12 protein-coding genes are annotated in these 15,213 nt (G+C 72.8%); 9 read left to right on the top strand and 3 right to left on the bottom strand.

The annotated features are described in order from the left end of the window. The first annotated feature begins 164 nt into the window (after positions 1-164). The 3 genes from OG218_RS16485 to OG218_RS16475 all read left to right on the top strand — a co-directional run bounded on the left by OG218_RS16485 (position 165) and on the right by OG218_RS16475 (position 3,026). Positions 165-1,430: a sensor histidine kinase gene (locus OG218_RS16485; RefSeq protein WP_328294321.1), complete on the top strand. Its 1,266-nt coding sequence runs from the start codon at positions 165-167 to the stop codon at positions 1,428-1,430. Further along, positions 1,418-2,074, top strand: a complete 657-nt coding sequence (locus tag OG218_RS16480) for a response regulator transcription factor (protein WP_328294320.1) — start codon at positions 1,418-1,420, stop codon at positions 2,072-2,074. Before OG218_RS16485 ends, OG218_RS16480 begins: the two co-directional genes overlap by 13 nt. A 70-nt stretch (positions 2,075-2,144) precedes the next feature. Further along, the gene (locus OG218_RS16475) at positions 2,145-3,026 is read left to right on the top strand and encodes a CPBP family intramembrane glutamic endopeptidase (RefSeq protein WP_328294319.1); all 882 of its coding nucleotides are present in this window, start codon (positions 2,145-2,147) and stop codon (positions 3,024-3,026) included. 15 nt (positions 3,027-3,041) lie between these two features. On the opposite strand, the gene OG218_RS16470 is transcribed toward OG218_RS16475, so the two are convergent. Beyond that, entirely contained in the window at positions 3,042-5,642 is a 2,601-nt protein-coding gene (locus OG218_RS16470) for a cell wall-binding repeat-containing protein (protein WP_328294318.1), read from the bottom strand. Positions 5,643-5,843: 201 nt separating this feature from the next. Here OG218_RS16470 and OG218_RS16465 point away from each other — a divergent pair, with 201 nt between their 5' ends. Further along, entirely contained in the window at positions 5,844-7,481 is a 1,638-nt protein-coding gene (locus OG218_RS16465) for a methyl-accepting chemotaxis protein (protein ID WP_328294317.1), read from the top strand. A gap of 25 nt (positions 7,482-7,506) precedes the next feature. After that, on the top strand, positions 7,507-8,607 hold the full coding sequence (locus OG218_RS16460; protein WP_328294316.1) for a substrate-binding domain-containing protein: 1,101 nt from the start codon (positions 7,507-7,509) through the stop codon (positions 8,605-8,607). A 76-nt stretch (positions 8,608-8,683) separates the two neighbouring features. Here OG218_RS16460 and OG218_RS16455 read toward each other — a convergent pair whose 3' ends face one another. After that, a complete protein-coding gene (locus tag OG218_RS16455; protein WP_328294315.1) occupies positions 8,684-8,989 on the bottom strand; it encodes a hypothetical protein in 306 nt (101 codons plus the stop codon). A gap of 135 nt (positions 8,990-9,124) precedes the next feature. Between OG218_RS16455 and OG218_RS16450 the strand changes: the two genes are divergently transcribed. Together OG218_RS16450 and OG218_RS16445 are read left to right on the top strand one after the other, a co-directional pair. After that, positions 9,125-10,921 (top strand): putative bifunctional diguanylate cyclase/phosphodiesterase, encoded by a 1,797-nt coding sequence (locus OG218_RS16450; RefSeq protein ID WP_328294314.1) that lies wholly within the window; start codon positions 9,125-9,127, stop codon positions 10,919-10,921. A gap of 182 nt (positions 10,922-11,103) precedes the next feature. Further along, positions 11,104-12,081, top strand: a complete 978-nt coding sequence (locus OG218_RS16445; RefSeq protein WP_328294313.1) for a ferritin-like domain-containing protein — start codon at positions 11,104-11,106, stop codon at positions 12,079-12,081. Positions 12,082-12,139: 58 nt separating this feature from the next. Here the strand turns inward: OG218_RS16445 and OG218_RS16440 are convergent, their stop codons facing one another. Further along, on the bottom strand, positions 12,140-12,784 hold the full coding sequence (locus OG218_RS16440) for a TetR/AcrR family transcriptional regulator (RefSeq protein WP_328294312.1): 645 nt from the start codon (positions 12,782-12,784) through the stop codon (positions 12,140-12,142). A 90-nt stretch (positions 12,785-12,874) separates the two neighbouring features. Between OG218_RS16440 and OG218_RS16435 the strand changes: the two genes are divergently transcribed. After that, positions 12,875-14,344, top strand: a complete 1,470-nt coding sequence (locus tag OG218_RS16435; RefSeq protein WP_328294311.1) for a flavin-containing monooxygenase — start codon at positions 12,875-12,877, stop codon at positions 14,342-14,344. Further along, the gene (locus OG218_RS16430; RefSeq protein WP_328294310.1) at positions 14,341-15,213 is read left to right on the top strand and encodes an alpha/beta fold hydrolase; all 873 of its coding nucleotides are present in this window, start codon (positions 14,341-14,343) and stop codon (positions 15,211-15,213) included. Before OG218_RS16435 ends, OG218_RS16430 begins: the two co-directional genes overlap by 4 nt.

Raw genomic sequence — 15,213 nt, 5'->3', positions numbered from 1 at the left:
GTGGGGGTCGTTCGGTACCCCTCGACCCTGCTGCGGCGCACGGGGGCCGGACGATCCCCCGCGCTACCCGGGCGAGGTGCAGCAGGCTGTACTCCTCACCCGTCCCTGGCCACAACAGCGGAGACCAGCGGACACCGGCGCCGTCGACCTCGTACCGTCGCGGCGTGCCCGTGGAACCCCCCGAGAACCCCAGCGCCCTGTCCGCGCTCCGCCGGGGCACCGCCACGACCAGGGCGGCGGTCACCCGTCTCGGGGGCGGCCTCGGAACCTCCTTCCTCGCGGGTCTCCTGCTGGTCTGGGTCGTCGTCGTCGGGGTCCTGTGCGTGGTCGGGATCGGTCTCCTCCTGGTCCCCGGCGCCCTGCGGACCCTGCGCCGCCTGGGCGATCGGGAGCGTGAACGGCTGCGGCGCAACCGTTCCACGATGCTGCCGGCCGGCCCCGTCCCGTCCGGGTCGCGTGCGGCGGTGCGGGACGCGGCGGTGCGGCGGGAACTGCTGTGGCTCCCCGTGCACGCCACCTGGGGCCTCCTGCTCGGTCTCGTCGGGGTCCTGCTGCCCGTCTACGCGCTGCGCGACCTGTCGTTCCCGTTGTGGTGGAGGGTGGTTCCCGCGGACGTGGACGCCTCCCCGTGGTGGTGGACGGTGGACGGCTGGCCCTCCGCCGCTGCGGTCGCCCTGCTGGGTCTCGGGTGGGCGGCGCTCACCGTGGGGACCTCCCCGCGGTTGGCGCGGTGGCAGGCCGCACCGGGGCTGACGTTGCTGGCTCCGCCGCCCGGCACCGACCTGTCCCTGCGGGTGGCGGAGCTGAGCGCGACCCGCGCCGCCGCCCTCGACGCCCACGTCGCGGAACTGCGCCGCATCGAGCGGTCGCTGCACGACGGGGCGCAGAACCGGATCGTCGGGGTCACGGTGCTGCTCGGTGCGGCCCGCCGTTCCCTGAACCGTCCCGGTGCCGACCCCGCCACGACCGACGAACTGCTGGAACGGGCCCAGAGCGCCGCCGAACAGGCGCTGGCGGAACTGCGCAGCGTCGTCCGGGGGATCCTGCCGCCGGTCCTGGAGGACCGGGGTCTCGCGGGGGCGGTCACCGGCCTCGCCGCGGCCTGCCCGGTGCCGTGCCACGTCGAGGTCGACGTCCCGGGCCGGTGCCCGGCCTCGGTCGAGGCGACGGCCTACTTCGTGGTGGCCGAGGCGCTGACGAACGTGGCCCGGCACAGCGGCGCCCGTTCCGCCACGCTCACCGTGCGACGCCGGGGGGCGGAACTGCTGGTGCGGGTCACCGACGACGGCCGGGGCGGGGCCGACGCGGCCGCGGGGTCGGGGTTGTCGGGGATGCTGCACCGCGTCCGCGCCCACGATGGCAGGCTGGAGCTGACCAGCCCACCCGGTGGTCCGACCGAGGTGGAGGTGTGGTTGCCGTGCGCATCGTGATCGGCGAGGACGACGCGCTGCTGCGCGAGGGGCTGGCCCTGTTGCTGCGGGCCGAGGGCCTGGACGTCGTCGCGACGGCGGCCGACGCCGAGGAACTCCTCGCCGCCGTCGAGGAACACCTGCCCGACGTCGCGATCGTCGACGTCCGGATGCCCCCCACCCACACCGACGAGGGGATCCGGGCCGCCGTCGAGGCCCGTCGCCGGCACCCGGACCTCGCGGTGCTGGTGCTGTCCGCCTACGTCGAGCAGGCGTTCGCGACGGAACTCCTCGCGGGGGGCGCACGCCGGCTCGGGTACCTGCTGAAGGAACGGGTCGGGCGCGTGGAGGAGTTCCTCGACGCCCTGCACCGGGTCGCCGAGGGCGGGACCGCGGTCGATCCGGAGGTCGTCGGGCAACTGCTCACCCGGACCCGCCCCGACGCCGGGCTGGACCGGTTGTCGGCGCGCGAACGCGAGGTGCTGGAACTCATGGCCGAGGGTCTGGGGAACTCCGCCATCGCGTCGCGGTTGTTCGTCACCGACGGCGCCGTGCACAAGCACATCCGCAGCATCTTCGCGAAGCTTGACCTCTCCCCCACCGACGAGGTGGACCGCCGGGTGGCCGCGGTCCTGCGGTTCCTGCGCACCGCGGAACAGAGGTAGTGCAGGCACCACCCCGACCGGGTCGCCTGCGGGACTGACCCGCGCGCCGGGTTCCGGTGGACTGCTCGGCATGACCACCACTGCCCTGCGGGTCCGCCCGCCCGGGGTCGTCTCCCGGCACCCCCTCGTCGCGTTCTTCACCCTCGCCTTCGGCCTCAGCTGGCTGGCGTGGATCCCGTACGTGCTGTCCGGCAACGGACTCGGGGTCCTGCCCTTCTCGTTCCCGGCCCTCCTGGGAACCTCGCAACTCCTGGGCGTCCTCCCCGGCGCCTACCTCGGCCCGGTGACCGCGGCCTTCGTGGTGACGGCTCTCGTGGAGGGACGCCCGGGTCTGCGTTCCTGGCGCGGCCGGCTGTTGCGCTTCGGCGTCGGCTGGCGGTGGTACCTCGGGGTCGGCGTCGTCGTGCCGGTCTCGATCCTCGCGGCGACGTTCGTGCTCCCGCAGGCGTGGGAGGCGGTGCGCCCGGTCGGCGTCCTGCTGCTGGTGAGCTACCTGCCGATGCTCGCGCTCCAGGTCGTCACGACCGCGCTCGCGGAGGAACCCGGGTGGCGCGACTTCGCCCTGCCCCGCCTGCAGACGCGTTTCGGCGCGGTCCCCGGAACGGTTCTCCTCGGCCTGCTCTGGGGCGCGTGGCACCTGCCGCTGTTCCTCACCGAGTGGGGCGGCTGGCCCGACTTCTCCTGGACGCACCCGGTGCTGTTCACCGCGTCCTGCGTGCCGCTGAGCCTCGTGATGACCTGGGTGTTCAACCGGAGCGGGCAGAGCGTCCCGCTGGTGATGCTGCTGCACGCGGGGATCAACAGCACCTACACCCTGTTGTGGCCCGCGATCTTCCCCGCCCTCGACGGGGACCAGGACACGCTGGTGGTGCAGTTGTTCGCCACCACCGTCGCGACGCTGGTGCTGATCGTCGCCACCCGGGGCCGGCTGGGGGCACCCACCCGGCCCTGAGCGCGACGACGCCGGTCAGTCCTGCGCGACGTAGGACCCGAACCTCGTCGCCGCCGCCGCGGGCACCGAGGGTTCGCCACCGAACACGACGCCGGTGGTGAGGGGTTTCGCGGCGTCCAGCGCGGTGAGCGCGGCCGCGGCCGAGGTCGACAGGTCGGGGCCGCTGGTGAGCAGCAACGGCCCACCGAGCAGACCCATCGCCGCGGAACCCACGAGCGCGTCGGGCCAGTTGTCACCCGTCGCGACCCCCGCGGCCTTGGTCGCGGTACCCGTCGTGAACTTGCGGGCGACGAGGTTCGCGGTGTCGAACCGGTCGACCCCGACGATGGCCCGCGCGGAACTCCCACCCGAGGCGGGGAGGGTCTTCGCCGCCTGGGCCGCGACCCCGCCGACGGGGACGACCCGCGCACCCGTCGCGTCGTGCGCGGCGAGGTAGGCGGCGGTGGCGGCGGGCATGACGGGGCCGTCGGTGAGCAGGACGATCCCGCCGGTGCGGGCGGCCAGCGCCGACACCGCGAGGCCGTCGGGGAAGTTCACCCCGCTGGCGAGGTAGATCGGCGCGGTGTCGGTCCCCGGAGCCCGGGCCGTGACCTCGTCGGCGATGCGGGCGGCCGTCTCGAACCGGTCGTCACCCGAGAGCCGCACGACACTGAAGTTCGGCGACAACGCCGCGAGGGAGGCCGCGACCCCGGTGGAGACGGTTCCGCTGCCGCCGAGGACGTAGATCGTCCCGCCGGGCGCGAGGACGCGCGAGATCTCGGTCCCCACCGCCGGGGTGAGCTTGTCGGACTCGGTGAGCAGCAGCGGCGCCGACGTCGCCGAGGCCAGGCGGGCCCCGGCGAGCGCGTCCGCGTACTTGTACCCGGCCGAGACCACGACGGCACCCGCGGAACCCGTCGTCGGGAACAACGCCTTCGAGGAGTTCACGGCCGTCTCGAGGCGGTCCTTGCCGGAGAGCCGGCTGACCGGGACGTCCAGGACGGGTTTCTTCACGGTCGCGTACGGCGTCACCGCGGTGGACGCCGCCGACGCGGTCCCCGTGCCGAAGGAGTTCGTCGCGGCGACGGTGAACGTGTACTTCGACCCGTTGGTCAGTCCGGTGAGGACCTGGGTCGTGGCCTGGGTGGCGGAGAACGCGACGGGGGTCTGCGCGACGCCGTCCTTGTACGGGGTGACCTTGTACCCGCTCACCGCGGGGGTCGTCGTGGTCGTGGACGCCGCGGCGGCGGCCCAGGTGACGACCGCACGGCCGTCGCCCGCGACGGCCGTCGGCACGGCCGGGGCGGCGGGGAGGGCGCCGACGGTCAGGGTGATGACCTGGTCGTCGTGGCCCGCGCTGTTGGCCGCGCGAACCGTGAACGTGGAGGTCCCTGCGGCCGTGGGGGTTCCGGAGAGGACACCGGTCCCCGCGCCCAGGGCGAGCCAGGTCGGCGGGGTCTGGTCGACGAAGGACCACGTCGGCGTCGGTGATCCGGAGGCGGTGACGCGGAAGGTGAACGGCGTGGCGACCGCGGCGGTCGTCGGGGCGGCGGAGGTGACCTTCGGCAGGCCCACGGGCGCCTTGGAGTGCAGCTGCGCGAGGCTCGTGGCGTCGGCGGCCCACAGGTCCCCGCCGAGGTTCGTGGTGACGGCGACGGGGGTGCCGAACCCCGTCGCGAGGGGGTCGATCGCGACGGGTGACACCACGCCGGAGGCCATCTTCTCGAGACCGGCGACCGAGTCGGTCAGGAAGAACGTGCCGGCGAGGTCGACCGCGAGCGAGGTCACCGTCGCGGTACCGGTCGACCCGACGATCGAGAGGGTTCCGTTCGCGGTGGTCGGGACGACCTTCACCAGGGCGTGGTTCCCGGCGTCGGCGATGAAGACGGACCCGTTGGCGTCCACGGCGACCGCCGAGGGACCGGAGAGCGTGGAGTTCAGCGCCGGACCGGCCGTCGCCGTGCCGGGCGATCCCGTCCCGGCGAAGACGGCGATGGCCCCGACCGAGGTGACCTTTTCGACCTGGTTGTTGCCGGAGTCGGCGATGTACAGGTTTCCCGCGGCGTCGACGGCCAGGCCCTTCGGGTTCTTGAGCTTGGAGTCCTTGGCCGACGCGACGTTCGTCGGCGCCCCCTCGACACCCTCCTTCCCGGCGAACACCGGCAACGGGGCAGGTGGCGTGGTCGGCGTGGTCGGCGTGGTCGGCGTGGTCGGCAGGACCACCTTCGCGTCGACCTTGACGACGACGTCGTTGCCCTCGTCGGCGACGTAGAGGGTCTTCCCGTCGGGCGACAGCGCGAGGCCCGACGGGGTGTCGAGCTTGCCGCCGGAGGGAAGTCCAACGGCCCCGTCCACACCGGCCACGACCTCCGGCGTCATTGCGCCGGGCGTGATCCGGCGCACGACGTGGTGCCCCGCGTCGGCGACGAAGACGACGCCGTTCGCGTCGACCACCACCGACCGGGGCCCGGACAGACCCGGGGTCGGGATCCCCACGACCGCGTAGTCGAAGGCGGGTGCGGCCTGCGCGCTCGCCCCACCGGCCACGGCCGCCGCGGGCAACGACATCGCGAGCAGCCAGGTGGCGGTCCGGCGCAGTCGACGCGGGACGGGGGTGCGCGTGGAGGCAGGGGTCACACCGGTCCATCGGCAGCGGCCGGGCGGACGTGAAGCGCAGGGCCCAGGACCGCACCGGCGAAACTTCTAGATACTTCAACCCTCACAAATTCGCGCGGTCCCGGAACTCAGCATCGACGGTGCCGACGCCGAAGGTCCAACCAGAGGGCAGCAACGCGGTCGTCCAACCCTGGTCGACCGATCCGTTCGAAGGGGATTGCGGTGTCGCGAGGACTCGAGCACGAGAGCGGTACGGGGAAGCCCGGCCGGCGTTCGTGGTTCGCCGACCGGTCCGTCGGCACGAAGATCACTGCGGTGGTCGTGCTGGGCACGGTCGTCTCCGGGACGGTGCTGGGGGTCGGGCTGACGGGACTGCACAGCGTCAGCGACCGCGCGAGCGCCACCTACGAGCGGTCGACGGTTCCCAACGCCGAGCTGGCCGGTGTCCGCGCCGCGAGCCTGCAGACCCAGCGCGACCTCGCGAACCTGGCGCTCGCCTCGGACGACGTCGCCTACGCCGACCTGAAGACCCGCATCGGCGAGGACGACACGCAGCTCGACGCCCGCGTCAAGAGCTTCGAGGGACGTTCCCTCACCACCGCGCAGCGGCAGGCGCTGAAGCGCTTCGACGTCTGGTGGAGCGCGTACCGCAACACCCGCGACGACTTCCTGCTGCCCTTCGCCGAGTCCGGTGACCGGGAGAGCTTCCAGACGCTCTACCTGGGGAACCTGTCCGTGCTGGCCGCGAACGCGTCGTCGGAACTCTCGACCCTGGAGTCGCTCGGCGCGAAGACCGGTGAGGCGTCGTCGGCCGCGGCGCAGGACACGTACCGCCGGGCGCGGCTCGCGATGATCCTCACGATGGTGGTCGGGCTCGTGCTCACCGCCGTGCTCGCCCGGATCATCGTCCGCCGCATCGTCGGGCCGCTGCGCAAGGTCAGCGAGGTCCTGGAGCGGGTCGCCAACGGCGACCTCACCGCCACCGCGGAGATCGACCAGCGGGACGAGGTCGGCACCATGGCGAGCGCCCTCACCTCCGCGACGAGCAGCATGCGCCGCACCGTCGCCGCCCTCAGCGCGGAGGCCTCGGCCCTCGCGTCGTCCGCCGACCGCCTCACGGCGACCAGCCAGGGGATCGCCGACGGCGTCGGCAGCGTCTCGCAGCGGGCCGCCGAGGTCGCCGGTACCGCGGGTGCGGTCAGTGCCCACATCGCCGGTGCCGCAGCGGGTACCGAGGAGATGGGGGTCTCGATCCGGGAGATCTCCTCGAACGCCTCGAACGCCTCCGCGGTGGCCGAACGGGCCGTGGAACTCGCCGAGACCACCCGGGCGACGATGGACGCGCTGGGAACCTCCTCCGGTGAGATCGGCACGGTCGTCAAGACGATCACCGCGATCGCGGAACAGACGAACCTGCTCGCCCTGAACGCGACGATCGAGGCCGCCCGCGCCGGGGAACTCGGCAAGGGTTTCGCCGTCGTCGCCGGCGAGGTCAAGGAACTCGCCCAGCAGACCGCCCGGGCGACGGAGGACATCTCCCACCGCGTCGAGGCGATCCAGTCCGACGTCACCTCCGCGATGGGCGCGATCGGCTCGATCGGTTCGGTGATCGCGGAGATCAGCGACTACCAGGCGACCATCGCGGCCGCCGTCGAGGAACAGGCCGCGACCACCCAGGAACTCAGCCGCAGCGTCGCCGACGCCGCCCACGGCGCGGAGGACATCGCGGGGAACATCGGTTCCGTCGCCGGTGCCGCGACGACCGCCGGGAACGGGGCGCTGGAGTCCGACCGCGCCGTCCGCGAACTCGCCGAGATGGCCACCCGCATGTCCACCGCCGTCAGCCGCTTCCAGTTCTGACGCGCCCCGAGATCAGGAGAAGCCCATGGTCAAGGTTCTCGGCCGGCGCCGCACGCGCACCCTCACCGCCCTCGTCCTCCTCGCGGCCACCGGCACGCTGACGGCCTGTTCGGACGGTCCGGCGACGGCCTCGACCGCCGGCTCCGCCTCGACGGCGTCCCCTCACATCGCGTTCCTCGCGGAGAAGACCTCGCTGCGCTACGAGGCGTCCGACGTCCCGAACTTCCAGATCGACGTCGCGAAGTCGTGCCCCGGCTGCACGGTCGACGTCTACTTCGCCTCGACCCAGGACGAGCAGAACCAGCAGGCGTCGAAGGCGCTGAGCGACGGCGCGACCGTCCTCGTCGTCGCACCCAAGGACTCCGCGGGTGCGGCGACCATCGCCCAGCAGGCGACGTCCGGCGGGGCCAAGGTGATCTCCTACGACAGCCTCATCAAGGGGTCGGCGATCGACGCGTTCGTCACCTTCGACAGCGGCAAGGTCGGGGCGATCGGCGCCCAGGCCGTCCTCGACGCCAAGCCCGCCCCGGGGGCGGTCGTCGTCGAGCTCGACGGCGACGCCGGCAACAGCAACGCGGCCTGGGTGGCCTCGGGGGCGAAGTCGGTGCTCGACGGCAAGATCACCACGGGGTTCCAGGCCTGGGTCCCGGAGTGGTCCGCGGACAACGCCGAGATCGCGATGAAGCAGGCCATCCAGCAGCTGCACGGCACGCCGATCGCGGGCGTCGTCGGCGCCAACGACAGCATCGCCAAGGGAGCCGCGAAGGCCCTGCGCGAGGCCGGCTGGACGGGAACCCTGCCACCCATCAGCGGCCAGGACGCCGACGTCGCGGCCATGCAGCGCCTCCTCACCGGCGAGCAGGCCGTCACGGCCTACAAGCCGATGCCGCAGCTCGCCGCGGCCGCGGCCGACATGGCCCTGGCGTTGGGACGCGGGGAGGCCGTCACCACCACGACGACCACCGACAACGGCGCCGGCGCGGTGCCGACGACGCTGCTGCAGCCCACCGCCGTCACCGCGTCGAACCTGGCCACCACCGTCATCGCGGACAAGTTCACGACGGTCGAGGCGCTCTGCGCCGGGTCGGCGAGCCAGGCGTGCGTGACCGCGGGACTGCGGTCCTGAGACGGAACTCCGTGGACGTGCGACGTCCGGCGGCTCACCGGTCACCCGGGAGCCGCCGGACGTCGCGCGTGGGGGCCTAGGCGTCCTCGAAGGTCGCGTCGTCCTCGAGCAGCTCCACCGCGGCGTGCGCCCGGTTGAAGAAGTCGACGGACACCAGCACGGCCGCCTCAGCTCCCTGCCGGGTGATCACGACGGGCTTCTGCACGATGCCGTCGATCGCCGCGGTCAGCTCGACGTCGGAGACGTCGGCGTGCGGGTAGATCGCGGCGGCGGGGTCTTCGAGCGCGTCCCGGCGGAAGTCGTCCGCCCGCTCTCGAGCCTCTGAGTAAGCGCTTCCTTCCAGTGAACGCTTCTCCTGGTCAGCCTGGAGCTCCAGATCCATGCAGCCACGATAGTCGGGTCCCGCCCGCCGTGACCTGTCAGCTGCTCACCGGCTCCGCCGGACGGAGCACGGACCCGCCGGCGGCCACCGCCGGGTGAGGTCAAGTCGGAACCGGTGCCTTCCGATGATCGATCGGTGAGCACATCGTCCGGGACCGTGCCCGAGGTCGCGACCCCCCGGCTCATGGCGTTCACCACGGGCGCCTTCTACGTCGCCGGCGGCTCCGCGGTCGTCCTCACCACGACGAGCACCTGGCCGCACCCCGGTACCCGGGGCGGAGCCATCCTCGGCCTGGCCACGATCGCGGTGGTCGTCGGGACGATGCTCCTGACCCGTGGACTCCGGCTACCCCGTTGGGCCTTCCACGTCGTGGTGGGGCAGGCGGCCCTCATGCTCGCCTCCGGGGTGGTCCTCAGCTCCGACGACACCACCGCGCTCGGCGTCGCCGGGGTCTTCGTGTTCTGCGCGATCGACAACCTGTACTTCTTCTCCCGCAACCACGCCGTGGCCCACACGGCCCTGCTGCTCGTCGCGGTCGCCGGCAGCCTGCTCTGGCGCGGGATCGACCCGGGCGTCGTGGCGGCCATGGTGCTCGTCCAGGTGGCGGTCGTCACCGTCATCGGGCGCCTGGTCCAGCGGGCCTCGCACGGCACCCGCGACAGCCTCACCGAACTCCTCAACCGCCGGGGTCTCGACGAGCGCTTCGAAGAGGCGGTGGCGAAGGCCCACCGCAACGGCACCTCCCTGGCGCTCGCCGTCGTCGACGTCGACCACTTCAAGGAGGTCAACGACTCCGGTGGGCACGCCGCCGGCGACGCCCTGCTGGTCTCCCTCGCCGAGGTCCTCACGCAGAGCCTCGCGGACCACGGTCCCCCGGGAGCCGTGCTCGCGCGGCACGGCGGGGACGAGTTCGCGCTGGTCCTCCCCGGGTGCGACCAGGAGGCCGCGGCGGCGGTGGCCGAGTCGCTGCGACGCGCCGCGCTCCCCGCCGGGCTCTCGGTCGGCGTCGCCCAGCGACGGGCCCACGAGGACGCCGGCAGCCTGATGCGCCGTGCCGACGCGGCCCTCTACGACGCCAAGGCGGCGGGACGGGGCCGCGTGGCCGTGCCCGCCAGCGGCGACGACGGTCTCGTGGAGGACCTCCGGGCCGCCCTCCTGTCCGGTGGGTTGTCCGTCGCCCTGCAACCCGTCGTCGTCCCCGGGACGGGCGAGGTGGTCGGGGTCGAAGCCCTGGCCCGGTGGAACCACCCGACCCGCGGTCCGGTCCCACCGACGCAGTTCATCCCGCTCGCCGAGGCGAACGGGCTGGTGAAGGAGCTGGACCTGGCGGTGACGGCCCTCGCCTGTGCGGACGCCGTCCGGATGCGGGAGGCCCTCGGCCGGGACCTGCTGCTGACGGTGAACGCCTCCGGGCAGCACCTGGTGGACCCGGACTTCGTCGCGGAACTGCTGCGGATCCTCGCCGAGACGGGCTGGTCCGCGCACGACCTCGTCGTCGAGGTGACCGAGAGCACGGTCGAGGCCGCGTCCGTGGCGACCCGGGAGACCCTGGAGGAACTCCGCGCCATCGGCGTGCGGACCGCCATCGACGACTTCGGCACGGGCTACTCCGCGTTCAGCCAGCTCGACGCCCTGCCGGCGGACTTCCTCAAGCTCGACCGGGACTTCACCTCCCAGATCACCGTCAGTCCCCGACGCCGGGCCGTGCTCGGCGGGCTGATGCGCATGTCGCACGAACTGGGTCTGCTGGTCATCGCCGAGGGTGTGGAGACCGCGGAGCAGGAGGCGGAAATCGTCGCGCTGGGCTGCCCGCTGGCCCAGGGGTACCTGTTCCACCGGCCCCTCCCGGTCGGGGAACTGCTGCAGATCCTGCTCCGGGACGCGCCCCCCGTTCCCGCCCACCACGTGCTGACGCCCATCCGTGACATCTGAACACGGAGAGTATTGTTTTCCGCTCTGACGCATGAACTTCCACCGGAGAGCAATCCGTTCGGCCCAGTGCCCCGAAGGACGGGTGACCGGCGCACGAGGCCGGCCGACACGACGGTCCGGTGCTGTCACGACGAGACACCGTGACCGAGCTCGCGCGACCCACCCGATTCACCGGAGGAACCGTGTTCGGAAACAAGCTCGTCAAGACCATGATCGACCGCAGTGCCGAGACCGGCGCCGACCGACGCAACTTCCTGCGCACCGCAGGTCTGGCCGGCCTGGGCGTCGCCGGCGCGGCTGCGGTGGGCACCGGAGGCGCCTCGTCCGCCTTCGCCGACAGCAACCCGCCCAGCTCCGCCCAGCCCAACGGTCAGACGGCCAACGGTGAACTCATCTCCGACGCCACCATCCTGAACTTCGCCCTGAACCTGGAGTACCTCGAGGCGGAGTTCTACTCCTACGCCGCGTTCGGCCACGGCCTCTCGAACAGCGACATCGACGGCAACTACAACATCGGTGCCGTCACCGGTGGCTCGAAGGTTCCCTTCAAGTCGTCCTCCGTCCGCAAGATCGCGGAAGACATCGCCCACGACGAGGTCGCCCACGTCAAGTTCCTGCGTTCGGCGCTGGGTACCGTCAAGGTCGCCCGTCCCACCATCGACCTCGTCGGCTCCTTCACCGCCGCCGCCCAGGCCGCCGGGCTGATCAAGGCCGGTCAGTCCTTCAACCCGTTCGCCGACGAGGCCAGCTTCCTGCTCGGCGCGTTCCTCTTCGAGGACGTCGGGGTCACCGCCTACAAGGGTGCCGCCCCGCTCATCACGAACAAGACCTACCTGGACGCCGCCGCCGGCATCCTCGCCTTCGAGGCGTACCACGCGGCCACCATCCGCACCACGCTCGTGGCGCGCGGACAGGGCGCTGCCGCCGACGCGATCTCCAACGCCCGCGACTCCCTCGACGGGCCGACCGACCTCGACCAGGGCGTCAACGGCTCCAAGGGCTCGATCATCGTCGCCCCGGGCGACGTCAACGGTGTGGCCTACTCCCGCACCTTCGGCCAGGTGCTGAACGTGGTCTTCCTCAACCCCGGCAAGACCGACCGTGGTGGGTTCTTCCCCGACGGTGTCCACGGTGACATCCGCGCCTCCGACGCGCACTGACACCAGTTCCGCCGTTCGGCCCGGTACCCGTGGGTGCCGGGCCGTTCGACGTCCCGCTCTACTGCGGGTCGGCACGTCCGTAGATGGTGCGCAACCACACCGTCAGCAGCACCTCGACGGCGTCCCCGGGTTCCAGCGCGGGCTGCTGGGCAGTGAACGAGGAGTGCAGGACCCGCTCGTTCATCCAGTTCAGGGCGATGGCGAGGTCGCGGGCGGGTGGACCCGCCGGCGCGGCACCGCGGGCGCGTTCGGCGTCGATCTCCGCCGCGGTCTCCGCCACGAAGCGTTCCATCACACCGTTCCAGACGTCGCGGACCGCGCCGCTGGTGGCCCGGGCCTCCGCGGCGGCGAGGGTGACCGCGCGGTGGGTGCGGAACGGGTCCTGGATCGCGTGGATGATCTGGCGCCAGCGGTCGGCGGTGCCCGCCGCGGGAACGCGCAGCGCCTCGTCCCGACGGGCCCGGGCCTCGGCGACGACCCCGTCGAGCAGCGCGAGCAGCACCGCCTCCTTGGAGGGGAAGTAGAAGTAGAACGTCGGCCGGGACAACCCGGCCCCCCGCGCGAGGTCGTCGACGGAGACGGTGGCGTAGGGACGTTCGCCGAACAGCCGTTCCGCCGTGTCGAGGATCGCGGTCTCCCGGTCCTCGCTGCGCGGACGGGGGGCGCGACGTCCCCGCGCGACGGCGGTCGGTGGTGTGCTCACGCGCTCGACCCTAACCCGCGACGACCGCTCCCGGACGTCGTCGTCGACACCCTGTTGACAGAGTCGACAGGGTGTTGAAAGGTAGTCGCCGTGGACAACGGCGAACCGCTCGAACACCTCGACGTCCTCGTCGTGGGGGCCGGCCTCTCCGGGATCGGCGCGGCCTGCCGGCTGCGGCAGAAGCTGCCCCACCACACGTTCGCCGTCCTCGAGTCCCGCGGCGCGATCGGCGGGACCTGGGACCTGTTCCGCTACCCCGGCGTCCGGTCGGACTCCGACATGTACACCCTGGGGTACTCCTTCCGTCCCTGGCGCGGCGGCAAGGCCATCGCGCAGGGCGCCGACATCCGCGAGTACGTGACCGAGACCGCGCGGGAGTTCCACGTCGAGGAACGCGTCCGCTTCCACCACCGCGTGCTGGCCGCCGACTTCTCCCGCGCGACCGCGCGCTGGACCGTCGTCGTGGAGCGGCCCCGCGCCGGCGGAGGTTCCGAGACGGTGCGCCTGACGTGCAGCTTCCTGCTCAGCTGCACCGGCTACTACCGCTACGACGAGGGGTACACCCCCGAGTTCCCGGGAGCCGGTGAGTTCGGCGGACGGATCGTCCACCCGCAGCACTGGCCGACCGACCTGGACACGACGGGCCGGCGCGTCGTCGTCATCGGCAGCGGCGCCACGGCCGTCACCCTGGTCCCGAACCTCGCCCGGGACGCCGAGCACGTGACCATGCTGCAGCGTTCCCCGAGCTGGGTCCTGGCCCTGTCCTCCCGCGACCACCTCGCGGACCGGTTGCGCGGTCGGGTTCCGGAGGGTCTGGCCTACGCCCTCGTGCGGACGAAGCACATCGCCCTGGCCACCGCGACGTACCAGTTCACCCGACGGTGGCCGCGCCGGGCCCGCGAGGTGCTGCGCGAACGCGTCGCGGCCCGCCTCCCCGAGGGTTTCGACGTGGAGCGCCACTTCACCCCCGACTACGACCCGTGGGACCAGCGCGTCTGCTTCGTCCCCGACGGGGACCTGTTCCGGGCGCTGCGGTCGGGACGGGCGTCGGTGGTGACCGACGGGATCGAGACTTTCACCCCCACGGGGATCCGCCTGACCTCCGGTGCGGAACTCTCCGCCGACGTCGTCGTGACCGCCACCGGCCTCAACCTGCTGTTCCTCGGCGGGATGGCGCTGTCGGTCGACGGCGAACCCGTCGACCCGGCCGACCGCGTCACCTACAAGGGGATGATGCTGTCGGGGGTGCCGAACCTGGCCTTCGCCCTGGGCTACACGAACGCGTCGTGGACCCTGAAGATCGACCTCGTCACCGAGCACGTCTGCCGGTTGCTGGACCTGATGCAGCGGCGTTCGCACCGCGTCGTCGTCCCCCGGGAACCGGCTGCGGGGCAGCGGGAACCGCTCATCGACCTCGATTCCGGCTACGTGCGCCGGGCCGCCGGTCTCCTCCCCTCCCAGGGTGGGGCGACGCCGTGGCGGCTGCACCAGAACTACCCGCTCGACGTCGTCGGGCTGCGCCACCGCCGCGTCGACGACCCCGCCCTGGAGTTCTCGTGAGCACGTCGGGCCTCGAACCCGCGCGTCACGTCACCCTGGCCCACGGGATCCGCGCGCGCTACCGCGTGCAGGGCAGCGGTGCGCCCGTCCTGCTGCTGCACGGGATCGGGTGCAGCCTGGAGGACTTCGACGAGCAGGTGGCACTGCTCAGCCCGCGGTACCGCTGCTGGGCCGTGGACCTCGCGGGTTTCGGCGGCAGCGACCCGTTGCCCGTCCCGGGGTCGGTGCCGCGGTTGGCGGCGTTCGTCGCCGCGTTCTGCGACGCGGTCGGTCTGCGGGAACCCCTCCACGTCGTCGGGAACTCCCTCGGCGGGGCCGTCGCCCTGCAGTTCGCGGCGGACGCTCCGGAACGGGTCCGCAGCCTCGTCCTGGCCGACCCCGCGGGTTTCGGCCGCCGCGTCACCGCGGCCCTGCGGGTCATCACGGTGCCGTGGCTCGGTCCACGGCTGCTGGCGCCCCGTCCCGGCGCCTCCCGCCGCACCCTGCGCGGCGTCTTCCACGACGCGGCGCTCGTCACCGCCGACCGGGTGGAACGTGCCGACGCACTGAGCCGACGCCCGCACGGGGTGCGGGTCATGCACGAGACCGCCCGGTCCCTCGGGACGGTCCTCGGGGTGCGGTCCCGCTGGCGCCGGGACCTGCTGCGCGCGGCCGCCCGCCACCCCGTCCCGACGCTCGTCGTCTGGGGCGGCGAGGACCGGGTCCTGCCGGTGGAACAGCTCGACGCCGCCCGCACCGCACTCCCCCACGCCCGGACCCACGTGTTCCCCGGCACCGGGCACATGCCGCAGATCGAACGGGCCGAGGAGTTCGCGGCGCTGCTCGCGGAGTTCTGGCCGGAACCGAACCCCCTCGGAGGACGACGATGA

The sequence above is a fragment of the Kineococcus sp. NBC_00420 genome, assembly GCF_036021035.1.
GTDB lineage: Bacteria > Actinomycetota > Actinomycetes > Actinomycetales > Kineococcaceae > Kineococcus.
Note: the sequence above shows the minus strand (reverse complement) of the source record. Positions and strands in the feature narration are given on the sequence as shown.